The organism is Amycolatopsis decaplanina DSM 44594 (genome assembly GCF_000342005.1).
In the GTDB taxonomy this organism is placed as follows: domain Bacteria; phylum Actinomycetota; class Actinomycetes; order Mycobacteriales; family Pseudonocardiaceae; genus Amycolatopsis; species Amycolatopsis decaplanina.
On record NZ_AOHO01000045.1, the window covers coordinates 171,659 to 198,342 of the forward strand.

At 69.5% G+C, this 26,684-nt stretch carries 23 protein-coding genes; 14 read left to right on the forward strand and 9 right to left on the reverse strand.

Annotation, left to right across the window (positions count from 1 at the left end; translation table 11 throughout):
* Positions 1–101: 101 nt before the first annotated feature.
* The 4 genes from H074_RS10485 to H074_RS10500 all read left to right on the forward strand — a co-directional run bounded on the left by H074_RS10485 (position 102) and on the right by H074_RS10500 (position 5,913).
* Positions 102–3,413, forward strand: a complete 3,312-nt coding sequence (locus H074_RS10485) for a DUF885 domain-containing protein (protein WP_007030000.1) — start codon at positions 102–104, stop codon at positions 3,411–3,413.
* Positions 3,414–3,492: 79 nt separating this feature from the next.
* Entirely contained in the window at positions 3,493–4,533 is a 1,041-nt protein-coding gene (locus H074_RS10490; protein ID WP_007030001.1) for an LLM class F420-dependent oxidoreductase, read from the forward strand.
* A 204-nt stretch (positions 4,534–4,737) separates the two neighbouring features.
* Positions 4,738–5,694 carry a Ppx/GppA phosphatase family protein gene (locus H074_RS10495; RefSeq protein ID WP_007030002.1) on the forward strand — a complete coding sequence of 319 codons (957 nt, stop codon included), beginning with the start codon at positions 4,738–4,740 and terminating at the stop codon, positions 5,692–5,694.
* A gap of 39 nt (positions 5,695–5,733) precedes the next feature.
* A complete protein-coding gene (locus tag H074_RS10500) occupies positions 5,734–5,913 on the forward strand; it encodes a hypothetical protein (protein ID WP_039922039.1) in 180 nt (59 codons plus the stop codon).
* 9 nt (positions 5,914–5,922) lie between these two features.
* On the opposite strand, the gene H074_RS10505 is transcribed toward H074_RS10500, so the two are convergent.
* The 3 genes from H074_RS10505 to H074_RS10515 all read right to left on the reverse strand — a co-directional run bounded on the left by H074_RS10505 (position 5,923) and on the right by H074_RS10515 (position 9,589).
* On the reverse strand, positions 5,923–8,283 hold the full coding sequence (locus tag H074_RS10505) for a glycoside hydrolase family 65 protein (RefSeq protein WP_007030003.1): 2,361 nt from the start codon (positions 8,281–8,283) through the stop codon (positions 5,923–5,925).
* A complete protein-coding gene (locus tag H074_RS10510; RefSeq protein ID WP_007030004.1) occupies positions 8,280–9,014 on the reverse strand; it encodes an HAD family hydrolase in 735 nt (244 codons plus the stop codon). The genes H074_RS10505 and H074_RS10510 overlap by 4 nt, the downstream gene beginning before the upstream one ends.
* Before the next feature lie 92 nt (positions 9,015–9,106).
* A complete protein-coding gene (locus H074_RS10515) occupies positions 9,107–9,589 on the reverse strand; it encodes a MarR family winged helix-turn-helix transcriptional regulator (RefSeq protein ID WP_039922041.1) in 483 nt (160 codons plus the stop codon).
* On the opposite strand from H074_RS10515, the gene H074_RS10520 reads away from it, so the two are divergent.
* Positions 9,588–10,052 (forward strand): pyridoxamine 5'-phosphate oxidase family protein, encoded by a 465-nt coding sequence (locus H074_RS10520; protein ID WP_039922043.1) that lies wholly within the window; start codon positions 9,588–9,590, stop codon positions 10,050–10,052. The two genes, H074_RS10515 and H074_RS10520, sit on opposite strands and share 2 nt — an antisense overlap.
* Here H074_RS10520 and H074_RS10525 read toward each other — a convergent pair.
* Both H074_RS10525 and H074_RS10530 read right to left on the reverse strand, forming a co-directional pair.
* On the reverse strand, positions 10,049–11,251 hold the full coding sequence (locus H074_RS10525) for an ROK family transcriptional regulator (protein WP_007030007.1): 1,203 nt from the start codon (positions 11,249–11,251) through the stop codon (positions 10,049–10,051). The genes H074_RS10520 and H074_RS10525 overlap by 4 nt on opposite strands.
* A 207-nt stretch (positions 11,252–11,458) precedes the next feature.
* Positions 11,459–12,187: a zf-HC2 domain-containing protein gene (locus H074_RS10530; RefSeq protein WP_007030008.1), complete on the reverse strand. Its 729-nt coding sequence runs from the start codon at positions 12,185–12,187 to the stop codon at positions 11,459–11,461.
* A gap of 58 nt (positions 12,188–12,245) precedes the next feature.
* Here H074_RS10530 and sigC point away from each other — a divergent pair, with 58 nt between their 5' ends.
* From sigC to H074_RS10550, 4 genes are all read left to right on the forward strand, one after another.
* Positions 12,246–12,815: an RNA polymerase sigma factor SigC gene (gene sigC, locus H074_RS10535; RefSeq protein WP_007030009.1), complete on the forward strand. Its 570-nt coding sequence runs from the start codon at positions 12,246–12,248 to the stop codon at positions 12,813–12,815.
* Positions 12,816–12,994: 179 nt separating this feature from the next.
* Entirely contained in the window at positions 12,995–15,250 is a 2,256-nt protein-coding gene (locus tag H074_RS10540; RefSeq protein ID WP_007030010.1) for a xanthine dehydrogenase family protein molybdopterin-binding subunit, read from the forward strand.
* A gap of 26 nt (positions 15,251–15,276) precedes the next feature.
* The gene (locus tag H074_RS10545; RefSeq protein WP_007030011.1) at positions 15,277–15,732 is read left to right on the forward strand and encodes a (2Fe-2S)-binding protein; all 456 of its coding nucleotides are present in this window, start codon (positions 15,277–15,279) and stop codon (positions 15,730–15,732) included.
* 140 nt (positions 15,733–15,872) lie between these two features.
* Entirely contained in the window at positions 15,873–17,114 is a 1,242-nt protein-coding gene (locus tag H074_RS10550) for a PucR family transcriptional regulator (RefSeq protein ID WP_007030012.1), read from the forward strand.
* Between the two features lie 294 nt (positions 17,115–17,408).
* On the opposite strand, the gene H074_RS10555 is transcribed toward H074_RS10550, so the two are convergent.
* Together H074_RS10555 and mgrA are read right to left on the reverse strand one after the other, a co-directional pair.
* Positions 17,409–18,161 (reverse strand): class I SAM-dependent methyltransferase, encoded by a 753-nt coding sequence (locus tag H074_RS10555; protein ID WP_007030013.1) that lies wholly within the window; start codon positions 18,159–18,161, stop codon positions 17,409–17,411.
* Between the two features lie 56 nt (positions 18,162–18,217).
* On the reverse strand, positions 18,218–19,252 hold the full coding sequence (mgrA, locus tag H074_RS10560; protein ID WP_007030014.1) for an L-glyceraldehyde 3-phosphate reductase: 1,035 nt from the start codon (positions 19,250–19,252) through the stop codon (positions 18,218–18,220).
* Positions 19,253–19,464: 212 nt separating this feature from the next.
* On the opposite strand from mgrA, the gene H074_RS10565 reads away from it, so the two are divergent.
* Positions 19,465–20,442 (forward strand): ArsR/SmtB family transcription factor, encoded by a 978-nt coding sequence (locus H074_RS10565; RefSeq protein ID WP_007030015.1) that lies wholly within the window; start codon positions 19,465–19,467, stop codon positions 20,440–20,442.
* 190 nt (positions 20,443–20,632) lie between these two features.
* Positions 20,633–20,941: a DUF6355 family natural product biosynthesis protein gene (locus H074_RS10570; protein WP_007030016.1), complete on the forward strand. Its 309-nt coding sequence runs from the start codon at positions 20,633–20,635 to the stop codon at positions 20,939–20,941.
* A 66-nt stretch (positions 20,942–21,007) separates the two neighbouring features.
* On the opposite strand, the gene H074_RS10575 is transcribed toward H074_RS10570, so the two are convergent.
* On the reverse strand, positions 21,008–21,988 hold the full coding sequence (locus tag H074_RS10575; protein ID WP_235096720.1) for a helix-turn-helix transcriptional regulator: 981 nt from the start codon (positions 21,986–21,988) through the stop codon (positions 21,008–21,010).
* Positions 21,989–22,050: 62 nt separating this feature from the next.
* Between H074_RS10575 and H074_RS10580 the strand changes: the two genes are divergently transcribed.
* The 3 genes from H074_RS10580 to H074_RS10590 are packed head-to-tail and all read left to right on the forward strand — an operon-like array spanning position 22,051 to position 25,742.
* Complete coding sequence (locus H074_RS10580; RefSeq protein ID WP_007030018.1) at positions 22,051–23,496, forward strand: MFS transporter; 1,446 nt, start codon at positions 22,051–22,053, stop codon at positions 23,494–23,496.
* Between the two features lie 21 nt (positions 23,497–23,517).
* On the forward strand, positions 23,518–24,399 hold the full coding sequence (locus H074_RS10585) for an AAA family ATPase (RefSeq protein ID WP_007030019.1): 882 nt from the start codon (positions 23,518–23,520) through the stop codon (positions 24,397–24,399).
* Entirely contained in the window at positions 24,396–25,742 is a 1,347-nt protein-coding gene (locus tag H074_RS10590; protein WP_007030020.1) for a vWA domain-containing protein, read from the forward strand. Before H074_RS10585 ends, H074_RS10590 begins: the two co-directional genes overlap by 4 nt.
* 42 nt (positions 25,743–25,784) lie before the next feature.
* Here H074_RS10590 and H074_RS10595 read toward each other — a convergent pair whose 3' ends face one another.
* The gene (locus H074_RS10595; RefSeq protein ID WP_235096721.1) at positions 25,785–26,606 is read right to left on the reverse strand and encodes a lytic murein transglycosylase; all 822 of its coding nucleotides are present in this window, start codon (positions 26,604–26,606) and stop codon (positions 25,785–25,787) included.
* Between the last annotated feature and the right edge of the window lie 78 nt (positions 26,607–26,684).

The following is a 26,684-nucleotide window of genomic DNA, read 5'->3' on the forward strand; positions in this document are numbered from 1 at the left end:
GGGGAGAGGCCTTCCGAGTGCGGCAAAACCCGGCTTCGGTCGTACGCGTTCTCCATTAGGGTCGGGGATACCGCCTCCACCGACCCCCTGGGGAAAGAACCATGAGCGAAGTCTCCGCCCTCGCCGACGAGTTCGTCGAAGCCCTCTTCGACGCCGAGCCGGTCATGCCCGCTTTGCAGGGCTTCCGTCCGGAATCGACCGGGCTCACCGATCTCAGCGAGGCCGCGGGGGACGCCTTCCGCGCGCGGCTGGCCGGGTTCGCCGAGCGGGCCGAGGCCATCGCCACCGACGGCTTGAGCGCGGAGGAGAAGACCACCCGTGACGTCCTGATCGCGATGGCACGGGCGAGGATCGCGCTGCTGGACTCGCGGTTCGTCGAGTTCACCGTCAGTGATCTGTTCATCTCGCCCGCCGCCGAGGTGCTCACCGTGCTGCCGATGATGTCGGTCGGGACGGGCGCGCAGGCGGAGGCGCACCTCGGGCGGATCGCCGCGATCCCCGAGTACCTGCGGCAGGCCGCCCAGCGGCATCGTGACGGCGTCGCCCGCGGCCTGGTCCCGGTCGCGTATCTCGTCGATGCCACCATCGCGTACCTCGACCGGCACCTCGCCGAGCCGTCGGCCGATCCGCTGCTGCGCCAGCCCGCGCCCGACGAGGACTTCGAAACCCGCCGCGCCGGCCTGCTGCGCGACGTCGTCCGGCCCGCGATCGCCGAGTACCGCGAGGTGCTCGCCAAGGAGATCGCGCCGCACGGCCGTCCCGAGGACAAGCCCGGTGTCTGCTGGCTGCCCGACGGCGAGCGCATCTACGCCCTGCTCGCCGAGATGCACACGACGACCGACCGCACCCCTCGTGAGCTGCACCAGACCGGTCTCGACGTGATCGCCGACCTCGCCGACGAGTATCGCGAGTACGGCTCGCGGGTCTTCGGCACCAGCGATCTCCAGGAGATCTTCACCAAGCTCCGCACCGACCCGGCCTTGCGCTGGTCCAGTGCCGACGAGATGCTCGATTCCGCTCGCGCGGCCATCACCAGGGCCGAGGCCGAGGCGCCGAAGTGGTTCGGCCGGATCCCGCCGCAGCCGTGGACGGTCGAGCCGGTCCCCGCCGAATCCGCGCCCGGCGCGCCCGCCGCGTACTACATGTGGCCCGCGGTCGACGGGTCCAGGCCCGGGATCTACTTCGCCAACACGCACAAGGCGGAGGAGCGCTTCCGGCACGCCGCCGAGGCGACGGCGTTCCACGAGGCCATTCCCGGCCACCACTTCCAGCTGAGCCTCGCGCAAGGACTCACCGAACTCCCGCTGCTGCGCCGCATCGGTGACTTCACCGCGTACGCCGAGGGCTGGGGGCTGTACACCGAGCGCCTCGCCGACGAGATGGGCCTGTACTCCGACGACGTCGCGAAGCTCGGCATGCTGACCATGGACTCGATGCGCGCCGGACGGCTGGTCGTCGACACCGGGCTGCACGCGCTGGGCTGGAGCCGCCGCCAGGCCATCGACTTCCTCACCGAGAACACGCCGATGGCGCTCGTGGAGATCGAGTCCGAAGTGGACCGGTACATCGCCTTCCCCGGCCAGGCGCTGTCGTACATGGTGGGACGGCTGGAAATCCAGCGCATCCGCGCCGAGGCCGAGCTGACGCTGGGCGGCCGGTTCGACATCAAGGCCTTCCACGACGTCATGCTCGGCGGCGGGTCGCTGCCGCTTTCGGTGCTGAACGGTGTGGTCCGCGACTGGGTCGACGGCCACGGCGACACCCCGAACGGCCTCGCCGAAGAGCTGATGGAGCTCAAGTTCGAAGAGCTTCCGCTGTGGCGCTCCCTGCTCGGCCTCCCCGGCGACCACGGCGCCCTGCCCGACCCGAGCGCGGAGGCCGCGGCCGCGCGGCGCGCAACGGCGGTCGCCATCGCCGAGCGGGCCGAAGCCCTTGACACCGAAGGACTTTCCCCGGCCGAGGCGGTCACCCGCGAGGTCGTGATCCAGCAGGCGAAGGCGATGGTGGACGTCATCGACGCCCGCGCCGCCGAATTCTCGGTCAGCGACGGGCTGGCCTCGCCCGCGCTGTTCATGCTCAACGAACTCTCGGTGCTGTCGCTGAACGACGAGGAAAAGGTCCGCGGCTACCTCAAGCGGTTGGAGGGCATGGGCGCCTACCTGGACGCCCTGATCGTGCGCCAGCGCGCGGCGGCGGCCGACGGGCTGGTCCCGCCCGGCTTCCTCGTCGAAGGCGGGATCGCCTACGTGGAGCGCTATCTCGGTGACGAGGCGGGGGATCCGCTGGCGCTCACCGCGTCCGTTTCCGTGGAGGGCTACGAAGCCGAACGGGACCGGCTGCTGGCCGAGGTCGTCCGGCCCGCGTACACCCGGTATCGCGACTTTCTCGCCGACGAGCTGCGTCCCGTGGCGAAGTCCGAAGAGGAACCGGGTCTCTGCGCGCTTCCGGGCGGGCAGGAGAAGTACGCCGCGCTGATCCGGGCGCACACCTCCACCGAGCGCACCGCGCGGGATCTGCACGACACCGGGCTCGACATGATCGCGAAACTGGCCGACCAGTACCGCGAGCTGGGCGAGAAGATCTTCGGCACCAAGGATCTCGACGAGATCTTCGAGCGGCTGCGCACCGACCCGGCACTCCGCTGGCGAGACGGCGACGAACTGCTCACCGCCGCGCGTGACGCCATCCTCCGAGCCGAAGCCGTCGCCCCGCAGTGGTTCTCGACCGTTCCCGAGGAGCGGTGCGAGGTCGAGCCGGTCCCGCCCGCGGAGGCGCCCGGTGGCACGCTGGCGTACTACATCGAGGCGTCGCTCGACGGTTCGCGGCCGGGCACCTACTACGCGAACACCTACGAGGCCGAGCTGCGCCCGAAGCACACGAGCGAGGCGATCGCCTTCCACGAAGCCGTTCCGGGCCACCACTTCCAGATCTGCATCGCGCACAAGCTCAAGGGCCTGCCGATGTTGCGCGGGCACGCCGACGTCAACGCCTACGTCGAAGGCTGGGGTCTCTACTCGGAGCGCCTCGCCGACGAGATGGGCCTGTACTCCAGCGACCTGACCAGGTTCGGCATGCTCACCCAGGATTCGATGCGCGCCGGGCGGCTGGTCGTCGACACCGGGATGCACGCGCTCGGCTGGAGCCGCCGGCAGGCCGTCGACTTCCTGGTCGAGAACACGCCGATGGCCAGGGTCGAGATCGAGGCCGAGATCGACCGCTACGCCGCCGTTCCCGGGCAGGCGTTGTCGTACATGGTGGGGCGGCTCGAGATCGAGCGGATTCGCGCCGAGGCGGAGGCCGCGCTCGGTGACCGGTTCGACATCAAGGGCTTCCACGAGGTCGTGCTGAGCAACGGGATCCTGCCGCTGCGGGTGCTGGACGACGTGGTGAAGGCATGGGTGGCCGCGCAGTGAGCCGGGACACACGCGACGAGCGTGGCCCGGGCGCATACTATCGCTAAGCGAACGCTCAGTAACTTATGAGGAGATGCCGATGAGGATCGGGACCGCGATCAGCTACGCCGGCGGGTTCGCCGAGAGCGTGGCCGACATCGTCGAGCTGGAGAAGGCCGGACTGGACATCGTCTTCGTCCCCGAGGCCTATTCGTTCGACGCCGTCAGCCAGCTCGGCTACGTCGCGGCGAAGACCGATCGCGTCCAGATCGCCTCGGGCATCTTCCAGATCTACACGCGGACGCCGACGCTGACCGCGATGACCGCCGCCGGGCTCGACTTCGTTTCCGACGGCCGGTTCACACTCGGCATCGGCGCGTCCGGTCCGCAGGTCATCGAGGGTTTCCACGGCGTCAAGTACGACGCGCCCCTCGGTCGTACCCGCGAGATCATCGACATCTGCCGTCAGGTGTGGCGGCGGGAGAAGGTGGTGCACTCCGGCACGCACTACTCGATCCCGCTGCCACCCGAGCAGGGCACGGGCCTCGGCAAACCGCTGAAGCTGATCAACCACCCGGTGCGCGAGCGGATCCCGATCCTGCTGGCCTCGATCGGCCCGAAGAACGTCGCGCTCACCGCCGAACTCGCCGAGGGCTGGGAGCCGATCTTCTTCCACCCCGAGAAGGCCGCCGACGTCTGGGGCGCGTCGCTGGCGGAGGGCAAGGCGAAGCGCGACCCGTCGCTGGGCGAGCTGGACACCTTCGTCGGCATCGCCCTGGCGATCGGTGACGACGTCGAAGGGATGCTGGACCACCTGCGCGGCATGCTGGCGCTCTACATCGGCGGCATGGGCGCGCGCGGCAAGAACTTCTACAACAGTCTCGCTCAGCGGTACGGCTACGAGGCGGAAGCCAAGCTCATCCAGGACCTCTACCTGGACGGCAAGAAGGAAGAGGCCGCCGCGGCGGTGCCGAAGGAGCTGATCAGGGCGATCTCGCTGATCGGGCCCGAGGGCCACGTCAAGGAGCGGCTGGCCGCCTTCCGCGAGGCCGGCGCGACGACGCTGGTGGTCAACCCGCTGCTTCCCGGTCGTGAGGCCCGTGTCGCGCAGGTTTCGAAGCTGCGCGAACTGATCGACTAGGGGCGCAGGGGGGAGGCGAACCTCTCACCTGTATCGATCCGGTATCCTTGACCTGCGCCGGTGTATCCCCTTCGTGGTCAAAAAGTGGTCTTCCGGTGGAAAGAGAACGTGAATCACGCCTGAACGGCAAGAAAATCCGCCATTATCAGGAGTGAAAGCGAGACCTCGGGGGAATACGTTCGCGACGAAGGTGAGGTGCCTCGCGTGCGCAAGCAGATCGGCGAGCCGTCCGCCGCGGTCCTTGACGTCGGGTCGTTCAGCGCGCGGCTGGTCGTTGTGGCCAAGGGTGGTTCGCCGCTCGACCCCGTGCTGAGCCACCAGACGCGGCTGCGGCTGGACAGGGAACTCGACGACGACGGCAAGCTGACCCGGCGTGGCATCGACGCGGTCACGTCCGCGGTCGAGGCCGGGATGACCACGGCCGCCAAACACGGTGTCGAGGACGTCTACCCGCTCGCCACCTCGTCGATCCGTGACGCCGCCAACGTGAAGCAGGTCGTTTGTGACGTCGCGAAGGCCACCGGGGTCAAACTGCGGTTCCTCAGCGGCCGCCGCGAGGCCGAACTGGCCTACGTCGGCGCGCGCCGGTGGTACGGCGCTTCCGCGGGCGGGCTGCTGGTGCTCGACATCGGCGGCGGGACCGTCGAACTCGCCGCGGGGGACGCGGAGGAGGCCGGGTTCGCGCACTCCCTGCCGCTCGGTGCCCGCTCACTGACGCGAGACTGGTTCGCCACCGAGTGCCCCTCGGCCAAGGTCGTGCGGGCGATGCGGGAACACGTGCTCGACGAGGTCCGCGACGCGATGCAGGACGTCCTGCCGCAGATCCGGGACCATCGCGCCGTCGGCTGCTCCAAGGTGCTGCGGCAACTCGCCCGGCTGGCCGGCGACCGGCCGTCCCGCTCCCGGGAACTGCACCTCGACGACCTCCGCGCCTGGATCCCGCGGCTGGCGAAACTACCCGCGAAACGCCGCGCCGAGCTGCCGGGCATCTCGCGGCAGCGTTCCCATCAGGCGCTCGCGGGCGCGATCGTCGCCGAGGCGCTGCTGACGCTGTCCGGTAAGCAGGTCGCCATCTGCCCGTGGTCCACCAGGGACGGGCTGCTGCTCGGCATGCTCGACGGGCTGGTCACGCTGGAGGGCAAACCGGCGAAAGCCGCCTGAAGACTGGCGCATCCGGCCGCGAGCGGGTACCCCGGACACATGAGGGAAAGCAAGAAGAGCTTCGGGCAGGACGACGAAGAAAACCTCGACGACCTTCGCGGGATCCAGCCGAAGACCGACGTGCCGGGCGCGCCCAACCGTGATGTCGGCCCGCACGGCACCAAGGAGGTCGACGACGTGCCGGGCAACGGTGAAGTGCCGATCGAACCGCCGGACTGAGCAGCGGCTTCACGCGTCCGGAGGCTGCCTCCGCACCGGAGCGCGGCCCGCGGGCTGCACCGGCGCCGGACCCGGATCCAGCGCCGGGATCGGCAGCCGCACCGGCTCGGAGGTCACCGTGAAAGTCTCGCCGTGGTGCGCCAGCTCCAGCGGCTCCCCGGTGATCACGTGGTACGTCGCGCCCTCACCGTCGATCTCGACCTGGAACCGGGTGCCGCGGAAGGTCAGCCGGAACGCGATCCGCCGCAGTCGCGGTGGCAGCTGCGGCGCGAAGGTCAGCCGCCCGCCGTGGTCGCGCAGCCCGCCGAACCCGGCGACGGTGCCTTGCCACGCGCCCGCCAGCGAGGCCAGATGCAGCCCGTTGCGGACGTTGTTGTGCACGTCGTGCAGATCGGTGAGCGCGGCCTCGGCGAGGTAGTCGTAAGCCAGTTCGAGATGGCCGACCTCGGCCGCCACCACGGCCTGGGTTCCCGCCGACAGCGAGGAATCCCGCACGGTCCGCGCCTCGTAGTAGGCGAAGTCGCGTGCCTTCTGCTCCGGGGTGAAGGAATCCCCGCACAGGTGCAGGGCGAGCACCAGATCCGCTTGCTTGACCACCTGCTTGCGGTACAGGTCGAAGTACGGGAAGTTCAGCAGCAACGGGTAGAAGTCCGGATCCGTGGCCTCGAAATCCCACTCGTCGTGCTCCAGGAACCCTTCGGACTGCGGGTGGACGCCGAGGTCCTCGTCGTAGGGCACCAGCATCGCGTCGGCCGCCTTGCGCCACAACGCGACCTCGTCCTCGGTGACTTCGAACGCGGTCGCCACGTCGTCGTGCTGGCCGACGATTTCGGCGGCGTAGAACAGGTTCCGGCGGGCCATCAGGTTCGTGTAGACGTTGTTGTCCGCCACCGCGGAGTACTCGTCCGGTCCGGTGACGCCGTCGATGCGGAACCGGCCCCGCCGGTCGAAATGCCCGAGCGACGACCACAACCGCGCGGTCTCGAGGAGCAGTTCCGCGCCGCAGGTCCGCATGAACTCCTCGTCGCCGGTGGCGTTGAGATAGCGCACGACGGCGTCGGAGATGTCCGCGCTGACATGGAACGCCGCCGTGCCCGCCGGCCAGTACGCCGAACACTCCGCGCCGTTGATGGACCGCCAGGGGAACGCCGCGCCGCGCAAACCCAGCTGTGTCGCCCTTTCCCGCGCTTTGTCCAAAGTGGAGTGACGCCAGCGCAGTGCGTCGCGGGCGGCGTCCGGCATGCTGTAGGTGAGCACGGGCAGGACGAAGGTCTCGGTGTCCCAGAACGCGTGCCCGTCGTAGCCGGGGCCGGTCAAGCCCTTGCCCGCCAACGCCCTCGTCTCGCCGCGGGCCCCGGCCTGCAGGAGATGGAAGAGCGCGAACCGCACCGCCTGCTGCAGTTCGGGGTCGCCGTCGATCTCGATGTCCGAGGTTTCCCAGAAGTCGTCGAGGAACTCCTTCTGCTCGGCGAGCAGTCCCTTCCAGCCGGTCTGCCGGGCCCCGGCCAGCGCGGCCTCGACCTGTGCGCGCACGGCGGGCACCGAACGCTGCGCGGACCAGCCGTAGGCGAGGAACTTGGTGATCCGCAGGCGTCCGCCCTTGGGCACGTCGACGGCGATGGTGAGCCGTGCCAGATCGTCCTCGGCCTCGATATGCGTGCGCACGCCGTCGGAGACGTCGATCTTGTGGTCCATCGCGGCGGCCATCCGCAGCCCGGATCGCCGGGTCTGATGCACCAGCACCGCGTGGTACGCCTCCGCGTGGTGGTATTCCCCGACCAGTGGCGACTCCAGTGCCGCCGCGACCCGCGGATCGCGCGTGTCGGACTCGATCGGTTCGTTAGCCAGGAGATCCGACTGCACCACCAGCTGGAGGTCGTCGTCGAGCGGCTCGACCTCGTACCGGATCGCCGCGACGGCGCGCTGGGTGAAGGAGACCAGGCGTTCGGTCTTCACCCGGACCCGGCGCCCGGTCGGCGAAGACCAGACGGTGTCGCGCGCGAGGGTGCCCTTCCGGAAGTCGAGTACGCGGTCGTGATCGGTGGCCTGGCCGTACCGCATGTCGAGCGGTTCGTCCTCGACCAGCAGCCGGATGATCTTGCCGTCGGTCACGTTGACGACGGTCTGCCCCTCTTCGGGATAGCCGTAACCGCTCTCCGCGTAAGGAAGGTCGTGCTGTTCGTAGAAACCGTTCAGATAGGTGCCCGGCAGACCGCGCGGCTCGGCCTCCTCGAGGGTGCCACGCAGGCCGATGTGCCCGTTGGACACCGCGAACGCCGATTCGGTGCGCTGCAACGCGTCGACGTCCATTCCATGCCAGCGCAGCTCCCAGGGCGCGACTTCGTAGCCGCGGAGAAGCGATTCGGTCACTTGCGGCCCTCCAGGAGTTCGGCGAGGTCGTCCACCACCACGTCGGCACCGTGCGCGAGCAGTTCGCCGGCCTGGTGCGCCCGGTTCACCCCGACCACGTAACCGAAACCGCCGTCCTTGCCCGCCTGCACGCCCGCGAGAGCGTCCTCGAAGACGGCCGCGTCCGCCGGTGCGACACCGAACGCCTCGGCACCGGCGAGGAACGAATCGGGGGCGGGCTTGCCGCGCAGGTTCTTCTCGGCGATCACGATCCCGTCGATCCGCGCTTCGACGAACTTCGTCAGGTCGGCCGCGTCGAGCACCTTCGCGCCGTTGGCCGACGAAGTGACGACGCCGACGCGCAATCCTGCCGCCTTCGCCGCCTTCAAATACCGGACGGAACCCGGGTACGGGGTGACGCCCTCTTCGTCGATGATCTTCAGCACCAGCTGGTTCTTCCGGTTCCCGACCCCGTTGACGGTGGCGGCTTCGATGCCGTCGTCCGGGTTCCCCTCGGGCAGTTCGATCCCGCGCGAGGCGAGGAAGGTGCGGACGCCGTCAGCCCTCGGCCTTCCGTCGACGTAGGCCGCGTAGTCGGTGTCCGTGAAAGGAGAGAACGCGTCACCGTCGCGGGCGCGCAGGAACTCGTCGAACGTGCGTTTCCACGCTTCGCGATGCTGGGCGGCGGTTCCGGTCAGCACGCCGTCGAGGTCGAAGAGGCAGGCCGTGATGGTGTCGGGCAGACCGATCATGTCTGGCCACGCTACCCGCGCTCGCCGGTACACGCTCGGCTTCGTCAGGTGGCGCGGAACACGAACGCCAAGCGAGCAGGGGCGCGCGACACTCACAGCGGCGGGCGGACCCGGCGACCGCGGATCGCCTCCGGTTCGCCGTAGCGGCCGAGGATCCCGGCCAGCAGCGCTTTCGTGTCCGAGACCCGCTCTTCGCCGAATTCGGCGGTGAGTTCCCTTTCCAGCGCGGCCCGGTGTTCCCGTGACGCTTCGACGGCACTTTCGGCTTTCTCCGTCAGGTGCAGCAGGCGGGTACGCGCGTCGGCCGGATCGGGTTCGCGCCGCAGCAGGCCCCGGCGTTCCAGTTCGGCGACCGCCTTCGACGCCGCCTGCTGGGTCACGCCCATCCGCTCGGCGAGCGCGGAGATCGACAGCGGCCCCGCGAGCACGTGCTGGAAGACGACGCCGTCGTTGAACCGCAGGTCGCCGAAGCCGTCGGCGGTCAGCCGCCGCTGGATTTCGCCGCCCATCGTCCAGCCCGCGAACAGTGAGACGAGTGACAGGTCGAGGTTCGACGGCGTAGGATCCACAACCATGGTTGTGGAATCTAGCACGATACCGCCCGACGTGGCGGCGGAGTTCGTCCGCGTCGCCCATCGCGTGGTCTGGTGCACGCTCGCGACCGTCGACAGGCAGGGCAGACCGAGGTCCCGGGTGGTGCACCCGATCTGGGAGGAGCGGGACGGTGGGCTCGTCGGGCACCTGTTCACCCGGCCGACGCCGCTGAAGAAGGCGCACCTGGCCCGCACGCCGTTCGTCTCGTGCTCGTACTGGGATCCGGCGCACGAGGTCGCCGTCGCCGAATGCGGCGCCGCCTACGCCGACGACGAGGAAACACGACGCCATCTGTGGCGCCTGGCCTCGGAAACCCCGGAGCCTCTGGGCTTCGACCCGAAGATCATGGGCGGCGAGGACCCGCTGGACCCGGGGATCACCGTGCTGAGGCTGACACCGTGGCGGGTCAGCGCCGGCGGGAAGGCCTGGCGGCTGGCGGCCTAGGCCGCGCCGACCTTGCGTTCGAAGACCAGGCCCTCGGCGGCGCGCAGCCCGACGCTGATCGCGCCGGTCAGCACCCCGTCGTCACCCAGTTCGCCCTGGACGACGGACGGGACCAGGGGAGTGAACGAGCGCAGGGCACGGTCGATCGGGTTGAGCAGCAGATCGGCCGCGGTGCCGATACCGCCGCCGAGTACGATCAGTTCGGGGTCGATCACCGCCGCCACCGACGCCACGGTGTACGCGAGCCTGTCCGCTTCCGCCTCGACGGCACGCAGGGCGAGTTCGTCGCCGTCACGGGCGAGCCGGAAGACCTCGCGGGCCGATTTCGCCGTGCCGAGGCCGAGTTCGCGCGCGCCGCGGACGACGGACTGCGCCGCCGTCGCCTCTTCGAGGTGACCGCGGACGGGCGGGGCGTCCTCGCCTTCGCCCGCCGCGTGCGCTTGGCCGTAGGGCAGGTAGCCGATCTCGCCCGCCGCGCCCGTCGCGCCGCGGAAGACCTGGCCGTTGACCATCACGCCCATGCCGACGCCGGTGCCGATGGTGATGCAGCCGAACACGGACGCGCCGCGCGCGGCACCGCGTTCCCATTCGCCGACGGCGGTGAGGTTCGCGTCGTTCTCGACCATGAGATCCGGACCGAGGACGCCTTCGAGTTCGTCGAGCAGGCCCGCCTTGCCCCAGCCGGGCAGGTTCGGCGCGTGCCGGAAGCAGCGTTTGTCCGGGTCGGCGACGCCGGGCGAGCCGAGGACCCGCACGACGATGTCGGCCTGGCTCAACCCCGCTTCGCGCACCGTCGCCGACGCGAGGGCGCCCACGGCGCTGACGAGCGCGGTGCCCGAACGCGAGGTGTTCCGCTCGTCACGGCGGGCTACCACGGTGTGGCCGAGGTCCGAGACGGCGACGCGGAGGTGTTCGCGTCCGATGTCGACACCGAGGACGTAACCGGCCGTGGGATCCGCTTCGTAGAGCACGGCGGACCGGCCGGTGCCGGTCGAGGTGTGCCCGGTCGCCCTGGCGAGACCGGCCGCTTCGAGCGCGAGTAACGCTTGGCTCACCGTGGGTTTCGAAAGACCGGTGTCCTTGGCGACTTGGGGCCGCGTCGCCGGGCCGCTGCGGCGCAGGAGATCCAGCACGGCGCGCTGATTGATCTTCCGCATCCCGGCGGGGGTGCCGACGGGCGGATTTTCTGCGCCAACCACGAGCTTCGCCTCCTGTCGAACCAAGGTGTTCCACCAAAGTTATCCGGGTCCGGCCCGAAATGGGCAAGAAGGTTTACATTCGGTGGTTCCTGGCGACGATAACCGTGTCCGAGCCGCGAATCGCGCATGCCGCGCGCGAAAACCCGTGATTCACCCGGTATCCGGACGCGTGCTCCCAGTGACCGGCAATGGTCTAGACCAGGCGGGTCAGGCGACGTGACGACTCGCCGGACGCCGGAATCCCCTGTGCTGGCGGGGTCGTTCGGGGGCTTCGCCGGTTTCGTGGTCCGTTTCCGAGGCGTGGGAATCCGGGGCGTCGGCCGTCGTCGCCGGACTGGGGCGGTTGCGCAGACGGTGCTGCCGGTTCACCACGTACAGCAACAGCAGTCCGGCGACGACCAGCCCGTGGGTGAGCACGCGCCCGGCGGTGACCTGTCCGGTGACGAGGTCGCCCGCCGACAACGCCAGGAGGAGCGCGACGAAACCGGTCAGCGCGGGCAGCTGCCCGGCCGCCGCCTTCGTGCGGACGGCCGCCCAGCCGAGTCCGACGCCGACGGCGAGGTTCCACGCGCTGCTTTCGTGGGAAAGGTGCCCGATCAGGGATTCCGTGCCGTGTCCCGCGGCGTGGTCTTCGACGCCCAGTAGCTGGGCGAAGGCGAGGCCGAGCTGCGCGATCGCGACCAGCGCGAGCGCGATCCTGGCAGGCCAGCCCTCGCTCGGCGGGGCTGGGGTGCGTTCGAGGATGACGGCGGTGAGGTCCGGGACGCTGGGAGCGGGCCGCAGCAGCATCACCCGGTGCATCCGCTCGGCGCGCGAAAGCCACGACCGGCAGGCGGGGCAGCCTGCCACATGCCGGTCGAGGGCCTCGGGCGGGGCGGGTTCGGTTTCGCCGTCGAGCCGGGCCGACAGGGCCTCGCGGCAGGTCTCGCACTTCACGTCTCATTCGTCGGGCGCGGGCCTGCCCCGGTTCCCGCGACGCTGCTACGTTTCTCGTATGGCCGGGCCGCGCAACCACGACGACGAGCGGGTGACCGCGCTCGCTCTCGCCGCCGCCCGCGGTGACCGGAGGGCGCTGGAGGACTGGGTGCGTGCCACTCAGGCCGACGTCTGGCGCTTCGTCGCGCACTTGGCCGACGTCGCTGCCGCCGACGATCTCACCCAGGAGACGTACCTGCGCGCGTTCGGCAGCCTCCGCCGGTTCGCCGGCCGGTCTTCCTCGCGGACCTGGCTCCTGTCGATCGCGCGCCGCGTGGTCGTGGACCGCATCCGGGCGGCTTCGGCGCGCCCGAAGCTCGCCGATGTCGACTGGGAGGCCACCGCCGAGCGTCGCGGCGCTCGCCAGGCGGAGGGTGTCGCCGGGTTCGAGGACCTGGTGGAGCTGCGGATGCTGCTCGACGGGCTCGACCCGGAGCGGCGCGAGGTCCTCGTCCTCACCCAGGTGCTGGGACTCTCGTACGCCGAGGCCGCCGAGATCTGCGGCTGCCCGGTCGGCACCGTGCGCTCGCGTGTCGCGCGCGCCCGCGAAGACCTGCTCGAAGCGGGCCGGGAGCGCGACTCCATCTGACCCGCGCTGTGGCGCGTCACACATTTGGGCCCGCGCGCTGTCATCTCGTCACACAGATGAGCCGACTCGACTACTCCGCGTTGACTAGGCCGAATGCCGATGCCTAGCGTGTCGCCATCCAACCCCAGGCCGCGCGAGGGTCCCCGCCTTCTCCGCGCGCTCTCGAAGGGATCTTCCCGATGGCCAGTCCCACCACTGGAACCCCGGGCCGCGACGGTGAGGCTCCGGACACCGGCGGCCTCGGCCGCCGCCGGTTCCTGAGCTTCCTCGTCGCCGCGCCCACCCTCACGATCGCCACGAAGATCGGTATCGACACCGTCGCGCCCGAAGAGGCCGAGGCCGTCATCCCGACCCCGCCCGGGCCCGCCGAGATCCTCGACCTCGGCGATGTGCTGATCTTGTCGAACGCCCCCACCGCCGGTCTCCTCGTGCTGGAAGTCCGCGAAGACGGCCGGGTACGGCTGGAACTGCCGCGGACCGAGGTCGGCCAGGGCATCACCACGGCGAACGCGATGCTGGTCGCCGAGGAGATGGACCTGCCGCTCGACCGCGTCGACGTCGTCCTCTCCGACGCCCGCCCGGAACTGCTGTTCAACCAGCTGACCGGCGGTTCCAACACGATGCGCTCGCTCTACACCCCGGTGCGGACCGCGGCCGCCGCCGCCCGCGCCCGCCTGGTCGCGGCCGCCGCTCGGCAGTGGGACGCCGAGTCCGATCGGCTGTCCACAAGGGACGGTGCGGTGATCGCGCCCGACGGCCGCCGGGCGGAGTACGGCACGCTGTCCAAGCCCGCCGCCCGCGCCGACCTCGGCAAGCTCACCGCGACCCCGAAGGCGGAGTCCGCGCACAAACTGGTCGGCACTCCGCAATCGCGCAAGGACGCCCGCGCGATGGTCACCGGACAGCTGCGGTACACGCTCGACCTGGACATCCCCGGTGCGAAGCCGGTCATGGTCCGCCGTCCGCCGACGATCAACGGCACGGTCGAGAAGGTGAACAACGAGGCCGCGGTCCGTGCCATGCCCGGAATCATCGACATCGCCGTCATCAAGACCGGTGTCGCGGTGATGGCCGAGACCTTCGGCCAGGCGCTCGACGGCAAGAACGCCCTCGACGTCACCTGGAACGGTGGCACCGTCGACGGCGAGAACAACGCGACGATCAAGAAGAAGCTGCAGGCCGCGGCGTTGCCGTTCGTCGTTCCGCCGCTGCTCACCCAGTACGTCGACGGCGAGTTCGACTTCGCCTTCGCCAGCCACGCGCCGCTCGAGACCAATTCGGCGGTCGCCGACGTCCGCGAGGACAGCGCGACCATCTGGTCCGGGATGAAGGTGCCGATCCTCGCGAAGCAGAACATCGCGCGGGAACTGGGATTGCCGGAGAACAAGGTGACGGTGCACGTCCAGCAGGCGGGCGGGTCCTTCGGCCGGCGGCTGTTCTCCGACGGCGCCATCGAGGCCGCTCGCGCCTCCAAGGCGTTCAAGCGGCCGGTGCGGCTGATGTGGAGCCGCATCGACGACATGCGCCACGGCCGCGCGCGTGCCGCGAGCCACCACAAGATCCGCGCCACGTTCGCCCTCGGCCAGGTGCTCACCTTCGAACACCGGGTCGCGAGCGTGGAGACCGACTGGAGTCACGGGCTCGGCGAGGTCCTGACCGCTTTCGCCGCGGAACTCCCGGTCGGTGGCAACCTGAGCTTCGCGCAGACGGTGTTCCTGCTGACGGTGAAGTCGCCGTACAACTTCGGGGTCACCACGCAGCTGCTCAACGAGGTCCCGGTGAACTTCCACACCGGCGCCTGGCGGTCGGTGTACTCGTCGAGCACGCGCGGCGCGGAAGAGATCATGGTCGACGAGATCGCCGCGAAGCTCGGCAAAGACCCGGTGGCCTTCCGGCGTGAGTTCATCAAGGACGACCGGCAGCGCGCCGTGCTGGACAAGGTCGCCGAACTGGGCGAGTGGGGCAAGAAGATGCCCAAGGGCTTCGCGCAGGGTGTCGCCGTGCACGGCGAGTACAAGTCTTACACCGCCTGCCTCGTCGAACTCGACGGCCGCGACCCGAAGAACCCGCGCGTCACCAAGGCGACCATCGCCGTCGACGTCGGCAAGCCGATCAACCCGCGCGGGATCGAGGCGCAGATGCTCGGCGGCCTGACCGACGGCATCTCCACCACGCTGACCGCGGGGCTGCACATCGACAAGGGGCTGCCGCTGGAAGGCAGCTACTCGCAGTTCCACTACGCGCGGCAGAAGAACTCGCCGATGGACGTCAAGATCCACGTGATGCCGGAGACGGGCGAGATCGGCGGCGCCGGGGAACTCGGCGTGCCCGCGCCGGTCGGCGCGATCGGGAACGCCTACGCGCGGGCCACCGGGATCAAACCGCGCAGCTTCCCGATCAACTTCCCGGTCGACTTCGAACCCTTCCCCCGCTGACTTTCCTTCCCCGCCAAGGAGTTCCGATGCCCAATTACACCTTCACGGTGAACGGGAAGACCGTCACCGTCGACGCGCCCGCGGACCTGCCCATGCTGTGGGCGCTGCGGGACAAGCTCGGCGTCCGCGGCCCGAAGTACGGCTGCGGGATCAACGTCTGCAAGGCCTGCACCAGTCACCTCGACGGCGAGGCGTTCAACCCGTGCGTGACGCCGGTGTCCGACTGCTCGGGCAAGGAGGTCACCACGATCGAAGGCCTCGCCGACGGTGAAGACCTGCACCCGGTGCAGGAAGCCTGGCTGGAACAGGACGTCGCGCAGTGCGGCTACTGTCAGCCGGGGCAGATCATGGCGGCGGTGGCGCTGCTGAAGAAGACGAAGAACCCGACCGACGCCGAGATCGACGCGATCCAGAACGTCTGCCGGTGCGGCACCTACTTCCGGATCCGGGAAGCCATCAAGAGCGCGGCCGCGAAGATGTGAAATCCCGCCGATGCGGCGGAAATCCCGACTTTCCGCCGCACCGGCGGTTCCTTCCGGCTTCGACAGGCCACCTCCGGACAAGTCGTGTTAGATGACGACCCCAGGGACTCGACGAGGAGTCCCTGCCCCGGAGGACGTCCATGCACTACGAAACTGTGCTCCGCGAAGGTTCGGCCGTCGTCGTCGCCGAACTGGCCGTCGAGGTCGAAAAGCAGCTGCCCGGACTCATCGACACCACCGTCGAGCAGATCCGTGCCGAGATGCCGGTGTACCGCGAAGCGCAGTTCGTCACCCTCGCCGAATTGCGGACGTCGGTGCGGAACAACCTCGAGTTCGTCATGCGGACCCTGCGCGGCACGGAGGAACCCGACCTCGCGCAGGCGAGGGCGACCGGGCGCGCACGGGCGTTGCAGGGCGCGCCGCTGCCGGAACTCCTGCGGGCCTACCGGATCGGGCTCACCGAGGTGTGGAACCGGTTCGTCGAACTGACCGCTTCGGGCGAGCACCAGGACCTCCGCGGCCTCGTCGCCGCGACGTCGGCGATCTGGGCGCTGATCGACGACTACGCCGAGGCGCTGACGACGACCTACCGCGACACCACCGCCGAAGTCATGCTGGCGCACCAAAGCCGGCGCTCCGCGTTGGTCGAGGCGCTGTTCGCCGGTGGCGCGGCCACCGAGGGCACGCTGTGGGACATCGCGCGCGTGCTGGAGCTCTCGCTCGACGGGGCCTATGTGGTCGTCGCGGCGGAGACCCCGCGCGTCGGGCACGAACCGTTGCCACAGATCGAAAACCGGCTCCGCGACCGGCATCACGCGTCCGCCTGGCGGCTCACTCCGGACCTGCAGGTCGGTGTCGTGTCGATGCGGGACCCGTCGGTGTCCCAGGTGATCATCGAGTTGCTGAGGGAGAACCAGACCGGCCGGATCGGCGTCAGCCCGGTGTTCACCGGTCTCGGGAACACCTCCCGCGCACTGCATCTCGCGCGGGTCGCGCTCTCCAGCATGATGCCGGGGACGACGGGAATGGTGCAGTTCAACGAATCCCCGCTGGCCGGCCTCGTCGCCAGCGCGCCGGAGGCGTCGGTCCAGCTCGCGCACCACGTGCTGCGGCCGCTCCTGGACCTGCCCGGCGACGATCGGAACGTGCTCCTGCTGACGTTGCGGACGTGGTTCGAATGCCAGGGCTCCACGAAACTGACGTCGGAGCGGATGTTCTGCCACCCCAACACGATCCGGCACCGGCTGAAGCGGATCTCCGAGGAGCTGGGCCGTTCGCTGACCGACCCGGCCGACATCGCCGAGCTCGGCGCCGCCCTGCGCGCGCTCCACATGTTCCCGGACACCTCGCATCTGCCCCCGCCGAGAGACCCACTGCGCTAAGCCTCGTGAGTGGTAGGGACGGTTCTCTTGAGGGGTAAGGCAAAGGTGTCGTGGCAGGCACCTCGGCGATGCGCGTTCCCTCAGGCCTGAGCCTGAGCCTGGGCCTGGGTCTCGTGTCGCGAAAGCCACTTTCGGGACATCAGACGTCGCGAAAGTGGCTTTCGCGACATGCCCGACAGCACCCGGCACCTCACGTCACGATCGACCCCACCTGGCCGACCGCCCGCCTCCACCGACGTAGCGGAAGAGGCCTTCGCAACACGCCACATTTGCCTTACCCCTCAATAACCGTCCTTACCACTCACGAGGCTTGACGGCCTCCACGAGGACTCGCCGGGAGTGCGCGACGAACTTCCCGTCGTCCTCGATCATCCGATGGAGTTCCGCGAGCTTGTCCCGGTACTTACCGACCTCGAACCCCGGCACGATCCAGATCACCTTCCGGAGGAAGTGGACGACCGCGGCGAGGTCGAAGAACTCCATCCGCAGTTTCGCCGGTTCGAGCCGCTCCACCCGCAGCCCGACGGCTTCCGCCTCGACGCGCAGCACGTCGGGCGTCCAGTCGCCGTAATCCTGCGGGCCGAGGAAGAACTCCGTCAGCTCGCGGACGGTGCCGGCGCCGATCTGTTGCGACAGAAAGGTTCCGCCCGGACGTAGCACGCGGGCGATCTCCCGCCACGGGTTCTCGACCGGATGGCGGCTGCTCACCAGGTCGAAGGATTCGTCGGGGAAGGGCAGTGGCCCGTCGTCCGTCGCCTCCACCACCTGGCCGCCGAGGGGCGCGAGGTTCTTCCGCGCGACCTCGACGTTCGGCGGCCAGCCTTCGGTGGCGGCGAGGACCGGCGGCGGTTCCGGGATGCCCGCGAGCACCTCTCCGCCGCCGGTCTGCAGGTCCAGTCCGGCCGAAGCCGCCGCCATCCGTTCGCCGAGCAGCCGCGAGTAGCCCCACGGCGGCCGTTCCTCCGTGGCCCGGCCTTCGAACCACGAGAAGTCCCAGCCTGCGACCGGGATGGCTTCCCCCTCGGCGAGCAGATCTTCGAATGTCATGTCCGCAGTCTCGGTCCCGCCGCCGGGTGGGGCAACGAGTTTTCGCGACCTGCACCCTATCCGGCGTCGGTCGAACGCTTCCAGAGGTTGATGCCGGCCTCGGTGGCGTAGCGGTCGATCTCGGCCAGTTCCTCTTCGCTGAAGTGCAGGTTCTTCAGCGCGCCGACGTTGTCCTCCAGCTGGGCGACGCTGCTCGCGCCGATCAGCACCGACGTCATCCGCGGGTCGCACAGGCCCCACGCGAGCGCGAGCTGCGCCAGCGTCTGACCACGCCGCCGGGCGATCTCGTTCAGCGCCCGGATCTTGCCGAGGGTGTCCTCGGTGATCGTGTCCGGATTGAGCGACTTCCCTTGCGCCGCACGGGAATTCTCGGGAACGCCGTCGAGGTAACGGCTGGTCAGCAGCCCCTGCGCCAGCGGCGAGAAGGCGATGCAGCCGGCGCCTTCGGCTTCGAGCGTGTCGAGCAGCTTGTCGCCTTCGAGCCAGCGGTTGAACATCGAGTACGACGGCTGGTGGATCAGCAGCGGCGTGCCCAGTTCGCGCAGGAGCCGGGCGGCCTCGGCGGTCTTCTCCGACGAGTACGACGAGATGCCGACGTACAGCGCGCGTCCGGAGCGGACGGCGGTGTCGAGCGCGCCGACCGTCTCTTCGAGCGGTGTCTCGGGGTCGAAGCGGTGCGAGTAGAAGATGTCGACGTAGTCCAGGCCCATCCGGCCGAGCGACTGGTCCAAAGAGGACAGGAGGTACTTGCGCGAGCCCCATTCGCCGTACGGGCCGGGCCACATGTCGTAGCCCGCCTTGGTCGAGACGACCAGTTCGTCCCGGTACGGCTTGAAGTCCGAGGCCAGCAGCCTGCCGAAGTTCTCCTCGGCCGAACCGTAGGGCGGGCCGTAGTTGTTGGCGAGGTCGAAATGGGTGATGCCCAGGTCGAACGCGCGCCGCGCGATGTCCCGCTGCGTGCCCAGCGGCTTGTCGTTCCCGAAGTTGTGCCACAGGCCAAGCGAGATCGCGGGCAGCTTCAGGCCGCTGCGCCCGGTGCGGCGGTAGGGGATGCTCTCGTATCGGCCCTCGGCCGCGACATAGGTGCTCACGGGCCCGATGCTAGCTGTTGGAAGCGCGCCGTCGAATGTGACATCTCGGTTCCCGCCGTCTCGGCCGCGTATTCCCGGCAGGGCACGGCTAACGGAACCCCGTCAGTTCGAAGTACTTCGAACTGACGGGGCAATACCGGAATGGATGGCTGGTCGGGTGTGGGAAAGGGGCTATCCTGCGGGGGTAACGGAACGAACTGGGGGTTCCATTAATGCTGCGCATATACTTTTCCACGGAGGATCTGGTCAGGATCCGGCTACTGGCCGAACCACATCGGATGTGGGAGATCCTGCTGAGCCTTCATCTGGTCCAGACCGGTCAAGGCCAGCCGGTTTTCGGTGGTTGGCGGCGGAAGCTGCGGCCTCGGTTGCCGTCGGGCACGGGGCTGCTCACCGCACTGGCGAGACCCACGGGCTACTCGCCGGACTTCCTCACCCCGCACGGCGACATCCCCGATCTGGAGACCGGTATCGACCTGCTTCTCGGCACCGCGAGGACGAGGTTGAAGACCGATATCGCCGAGCTCGCCCGGCACCGGGTGCTGCCGACCTGGGTGGCCGACATCGCCGACGGCGAGGTGGAATCGCTGAAACGGCTGGCCGGCGCCTTGCGCGCGTACCACCGCGAGGCCATCGAGCCGTTCTGGCCGGGTATCCGTCACCACGTCGAGCTGGACCGGCGGAGCAGGGCGGATGTCGTCGCCTCCGTCGGTTTCGAGGCCGTTCTCGCCGGGCTGCACCCGGCCGTCCGGTGGCGGCCGCCGGTGCTCGAGATCGACTATCCCGTCGAACAGGATCTGTACCTCGACGGCCGTGGCCTGGTCCTGGTGCCGTCGTTCTTCTGCTGGGGCGGGCCCATCACCACGCTCTCCGGCGACTCCGCCACGCCCATGCTGGTCTATCCCGTCGAACGGTCACCGGGCTGGACGGCGAACGCGGACGAGGAGGCGGTGCGGGTCCGCTCGCTGACCGCCCTGCTCGGCCGGACCAGGGCCACCGTGCTGCGGACGATCGCCGATCTGCCGCAGGTCAACACCACCGATCTCGCCAACGCCCTCGGCATCTCCCTGGCAGGCGCCAGCCAGCACACGACCGTGCTGCGCAACGCCGGCCTGGTGCAGACGGCACGGACGAACGGCGCGGCGGAACACCGGATCTCGCAAAGAGGTTCCGCATTGCTCCGGCCGTGATCGCGGTTTCAGGCAGTCGTGAAAGGGCTTGTCGCCCGCGAGTCGAATTCATAAGTTTTGAGATGTCCGACCGGACCGGCGGTGAAATACCGGCCCCCTTCCCGATGGCGGAATGGTCCCCGCTCGCTCATTGGGAAAGGGGCTTTCCGGAATTGCTCGGACTCGGGAAACCAATCTGGAGGGAACAGCCATGTTGAAGCAGATCGCCACCAGGGCCGCCGTCGCCGCGTCGGTCGCCGCCTCGGCGGGCGCGCTGATGTTCGGCGCCGCCACCACCGCGTCCGCCGCGGAGGCCACTCCCCAGGGCGACCTGGGCACCATGGCCGTGTGCGGCTACTACGAGCAGGGCCTGATCAGCTACTACAACCACTGCGGCTCGACCAACATCACGATCCACGTGACCTACAACGTCGGCAGTGACGAGGACCTCTGTGTCACGCCGGGTATCACCAAGCTCGGCTACAACGCCGACAACGCGTGGTACACGGGTCTCTGCTGACCTGACGCGCCCGTCGGGGCGCGTCCGGACAGGGCTTTGTCGATCACCGGTGGCGGTGAAGGGTGCTCACCCTTCACCGCCGCTTTCGTTTCCGTCGCGCGAAGCACGGGAGAAGAGAGTGGCGACGGCGCCGAGGTGATCTTTGAACGCAGATGGGCTCTCGACCTCGAAAGGCGCGCCGATGGCGGCGAGGATCAGCACGGGCCAGTCGAAGGTGTCGACGTTCATCGTCAGGCGGCAGGACGTCTCGTCGATCGCTTCGAGCACGCCGCCGAGGTACCGCACCGCCGATTCGACCCGGGCTTTCGGCGCCTCGACCCGGACGAGGAGCGTGTGTGTGGTCGGCCTTGCCTTGATCTGGGCCTCCACGAACTTGACCGCGTCCCCGCCGGGGATCTCGCGCGGCCGGTAGCGGGCGCCGGTGGTGCGCGGCTCGCTGAGCCTGTCGACGCGGAAGGTGCGCCAGTCGACCCTGTCGAGGTCCCACGCCACGAGGTACCAGCGCCGCCCGAGCGAGACGAGCCGGTGCGGCTCGACCAGCCGCGCGGACTCTTCGCCGCCGCGTGCCGCGTAATCGAACTTCAGCCGCTCGTCGTCCCGGCACGCCTGCGCGATCACCGTCAGGCTGGCGGCGCTGACCCGGGGACCGGTGACGGCCGCCGGCGTCGTGTACGCCTGGAGCGCGTCGACGCGCCTCCGCAGCCGGGGCGGCATCACCTGGACGACCTTCGTCAGCGCCCGCACCGAGGTCTCCTCGATGCCCTCCACCGAACCGCTCGCCGCCGTCCGCAGGCCGACCGCGATCGCCACGGCCTCCTCGTCGTCCAGCAGCAGCGGCGGCATGACCGTGCCCGACCGCAACTGGTAGCCGCCCGCGACGCCCCAGCTCGCGTTGACCGGATAGCCCAGCTCTCGGAGCCGCTCGACGTCGCGCCGCAGCGTCCGCTCGCTCACCTCGAGCTTGTCGCTCAGTTCGATCCCCGACCAGAAGCGGTGTGTCTGCAGCAGGGACAGCAGCCGCAGCATCCGCGCACTCGTGTTCGCCATGAATCCAGGTTCGCTCGCATTCCGGTCAGAAAATGGCCGGAATTGACTTTAGCGTTGGTCCCATGACGATGACACTGGACACCCCGAGCGGTGTGACCTCGGAAAACACCCTCGTGGCGAAGCCGTATCGCTGGCGCTGGCCCGCGCTGTTCGTGATCCTGACCGGTTCGGTGATGGAACTGCTCGACATGACGGTCACGAGCATCGCCGGGCCGGTCATGCGGGCCTCGCTCGGCGGCGGCACGGCGATGATCCAGTGGCTCGGCGTCGCCTACACGCTCGCGATGGTGTCCGGTCTGCTCACCGGCGGACGGCTCGGCGACATCTTCGGCCGCAAGCGCATGTTCCTGATCGGCGCGATCGGCTTCGTCGCCGGTTCGCTGTTCTGCGCGGTCGCGGTGAGCCCCGAGATGATCATCACCGCGCGGGTGGTGCAGGGCCTGTTCGGCGCCGCGATGGTCCCGCAGGGCCTCGGCATGATGAAGGAGATGTTCACCGGAAAGGAGCTGCAGTCCGCGTTCGGCATGTTCGGCCCGGTGATGGGGCTCGCCGCGGTCGGCGGGCCGATCCTGGCCGGCTGGCTGGTCGACGCCGATCTCTTCGGCACCGGCTGGCGGATGATCTTCCTGATCAACCTCCCGATCGGCGCGCTGGCCGTGCTCGCCGCGCTGAAGTTCCTTCCCGGGTCGCGTCCCGGCGGTTCGCTCACCCTCGACATCCCCGGCGCGCTGCTCGCCACGACCGGTGCGCTGCTGATCGTCTTCCCGCTGGTGCAGGGGCGTGAGTACGGCTGGCCGCTGTGGACTTTCGCGATGATGGCCGCCGCGGTCGTGGTGTTCGGGGTGTTCGCCTGGTTCGAGAAGCGCAAGAGCCGTCGCGGCGGTGACCCGCTGGTCGAGCCGAGCCTGTTCCGCAAGCGCAGCTTCCTCGCCGGGATGGCGACCGGGACGATCTACTTCGCGGCGTTCTCCGGCTTCGGTCTCGTCTTCACGCTGTACCTGCAGCTCGGGCTCGGTTTCTCGCCGCTCAAGGCCGGGCTGACCGGTGTGCCGATGTCGCTGGGGATGATCGTCGGGATGGGCCTGGTGCAGGCTGTCCGCAAGCACGGCCGCAAGGTGCTGCACACCGGCGCGCTGATCATGACCGCGGGCGTGGTCGCGCTGCTGCTGCTCCTCGGCCCGGATACCGGTCCGTGGCTGATCGCCCCCGCGTTGCTGGTGGTCGGGATCGGCTCCGGGCTGATCATGGGGCCGTACTTCGAGATCGCGCTGTCCGGTGTCGAACCGTCGGAGGCCGGATCGGCGTCGGGCGCGCTGACGTCGCTCCAGCAGGTCGGCGGCGCGCTGGGGATGGCGCTGCTGGGCACGGTGTTCTTCGACGCCGGGACCGCCGACCCGACCGACGCGGCCCAGCGGACGTTCTGGGTGGTCGCGGTGATGGTGATGCTCACCTTCGCGGTCGGATTCCTGCTGCCGAAGCGGATCCGCGACGTAGAGTCGGCCGGGTAGGCGATCGAGCTGGGAGGCCGCGTGGCTGGGACCGGGTACTTCACATCCGTCGAAGACGTGACGGCGAAGCTCGCCGATACCGGCTACCTGGCCTCCGCGGCCGTCGCCACCACGGTGTTCCTCGCGGACGCCCTCGGCAAGCCGTTGCTGATCGAGGGCCCCGCGGGGGTCGGCAAGACCGAACTGGCGAAGGCGGTCGCGCACGCGAGCGGCTCACGGCTCGTGCGGTTGCAGTGCTACGAAGGCGTCGACGAGTCCCGCGCGCTGTACGAGTGGAACCACGCGAAGCAGCTTCTCCGGATCACCGCCGGCAAGGACGAGACCTGGGACGAAGCCCGTAACGACATCTTCGGTGAAGAGTTCCTGCTCGCCAGGCCGCTCCTGACGGCGATCAAGGGGGACGAGCCGACCGTCCTGCTCATCGACGAGACCGACAAGGCCGACGTCGAGATCGAGGGCCTGCTCCTGGAGGTGCTCGGCGACTTCCAGATCACCGTCCCGGAACTCGGCACGATCACCGCCGGGCGCAAACCGTTCGTGGTGCTGACCTCCAACGCCACACGGGAGCTTTCCGAGGCGCTGCGCCGCAGGTGCCTGTTCCTGCACATCGATTTCCCCGACGCGGCACTGGAGCAGCGCATCGTGCGGCTCAAGGTGCCGGGCGTGGACGACGCGCTCGCGGCGTCCGTGGTCAAGGTGATCACCGCGCTGCGGGCGATGGAACTGCGGAAGGCGCCGTCGGTCGCCGAAACCATCGACTGGGCCCGGACCCTGCTGGCGCTCGGCGCGGACAGCCTCGGCGAGGACGTCGTCCGCGCGAGCCTCGGCGTCATCCTCAAACACCAGGACGACGTCGTGAAGGCGGACGCGCGGCTGGAGCTCGGCAAGGTCCTCGACTCGTGAGCGGCGTGCCGGGCAGGCTCGTCGAGTTCGTGGAAGCGTTGCGGGAACACGGGATCCCGGCGGGCCCCAGCGAGACGGTCGACGCCGCCGCGGCACTCGAAGTGCTGGGCCTGGCCTCACGCGAGCAGATGCGGGAGGGGCTCGCGGCGGCACTGGTCCGGCGCGGCGGCCAGCGCGCGGTGTTCGACGCGACGTTCGACATCTATTTCCCGCTCGGCGTCGGCGCGCTCTCGCAGGATCCCGTCGACGACCTGGCCGCACTGCGCGACCGCCTCGCCACGGCGCTCGCAGACAACGACCAGACGGAACTGACGCAACTGGCCGGGCTCGCCGTCGACATGCTGGGGGAGTACGGCGGCACGGCGGGCACCGGCGGCTGGTCGGCGCACCAGACACTGGAACGGCTCCAGCCGCAGACGCTCGTGGTCCGCGTGCTCGAAGCGATCCGCGCGGGTGCGCCGGAGGACTTCACCGACCGGCTGGACCGGGACGATGTCCGACGGCGGGTCGAAGGCTTCCGTGGGCTGGTGCGGACCGAAGCCCGCCGCCGGGTGGCCGAAGTCCGTGGCAGGGAACGGGTTTCGCGGCACGCCGTGCCGCCCGCCGCAGACCGCGTCGACTTCCTGCTCGCCAGCCGCGCGCAACTCGCCGAACTCCGCCGGGTCGTCCAGCCGTTGTCGCGCAAACTCGCCACGCGGCTGGCCGCCCGGCGACGGCGGCACGCGCGCGGGCAGATCGACCTGCGCCGGACGCTGCGGCGTTCGCTGTCCACCGGCGGCGTCCCGATGCGGCCGTCGTACCGGCGGCACCGGCCGGGGCGGCCGGAAATCGTGCTCCTGTGCGACATGTCGGGGTCGGTGGCCGGATTCGCGAATTTCACCATGCTGCTGGTGCAGGCCTTGCGTGACCAGTTCAGCAAGGTGCGGGTGTTCGCGTTCATCGACGCGTGCGACGAGATCACCCACCTCGTCGACACCGGCGCGGCCGATCCGGAGGACCTCGGCGCGCGCATCCTCGCCGACGCGGAACTGACCCGCTGGGACGGGCACAGCGACTACGGGCACGCGCTCGGTGAATTCGCCGAGCGGTATCCGGATGCCGTGGGCCCCAGGACGTCCGTGCTCATCCTCGGCGACGCCAGGACCAACGGCGGCGACCCGAACCTGGCCGCGGTGCGCGGGATCGCCGCCGCGGCGAGGCATACGTACTGGCTCAACCCCGAGCGGACCGCGCTGTGGTCCACAGGGGACTCCGAGGCGCACGCGTACGCCCAGGTCGTCGAGATGCACGAATGCCGGAACGTGCACCAGCTGACCCGGCTGGTGGCCCGTCTGGTCTCGTGAGTGGTAAGGACGGTTAGAACCGTCCTTACCACTCACGAGGCTCTAGGGCTTCAGGGCGGCTTTCCCGTAGGCGTCGGCGTTGCTGAACACTTCCTGCCCGTACTGGGTGGAGTTGTTGTAGGTCAGTACCGCGGTCCACCAGCCAGAGGGTTCGCCGAGGTCGCCGCCCCGCGCGCACATGTACCGCGCTGTCGTCTGCGCCGCGTCGTCGATGTTCTGCGGGTCAGGCGCGGCGCCGTCGCCGCTCGCGCGGACGCCGTACCGCTTCCAGGTGGCGGGAAGGAACTGCATCGGCCCGACCGCGCGATCCCACTTCGGGTCGCCGTCGAGGGCGCCCTTGTCGGTGTCGACGACGGCCAGCACACCGGGCGAGCCGTCGAGCGGGATGCCGATGATCGGCGGCGTCACGATGCCGTCCTCACCGGCGCGGGAACCGTCGTGCCGGGCGTGCTGGGACTCGGTCCGGCCGATCCCGGCGATGGTCGCCCAGGTGATTTCGCAGCGCGGAGTGGTCTTCGCGGTCTTCTCGGCCGCGTTCACGTAGGCCCGCAGCGTGCGCGAGGGGATGTCCGTGTTCTCCGACACCTTCGCGATCCAGGCGTCTTTCGCGGGCTCCGCGGGCAGCGGTCCGGCGTCGCCGGGGATCGCCGAACGCGGCGCGGGGGTGAGCGCGGGCACGGTGAACACCGGTTTGACCGGCACCGGTTCGCGGTCGTTGAGGCTCACGACGACCCAGACGGCGCCGGCCACCAAGGCGCCCACGACCAGGAGCGTGAGCATCACGCAGCCACGCGGGCCGCGTTTCCTGGGCGGCGGTTGCCACTGGTCCAGCAGGTCCAGTGTCGAAGGGGACGAAGCGGTCACCGGCTCCACGGTACGTGACGGTTGTGGAGAACTTGTGTGGTCCGCCGTCCGGGTGACCCGTGCCACGACCCGCAATTC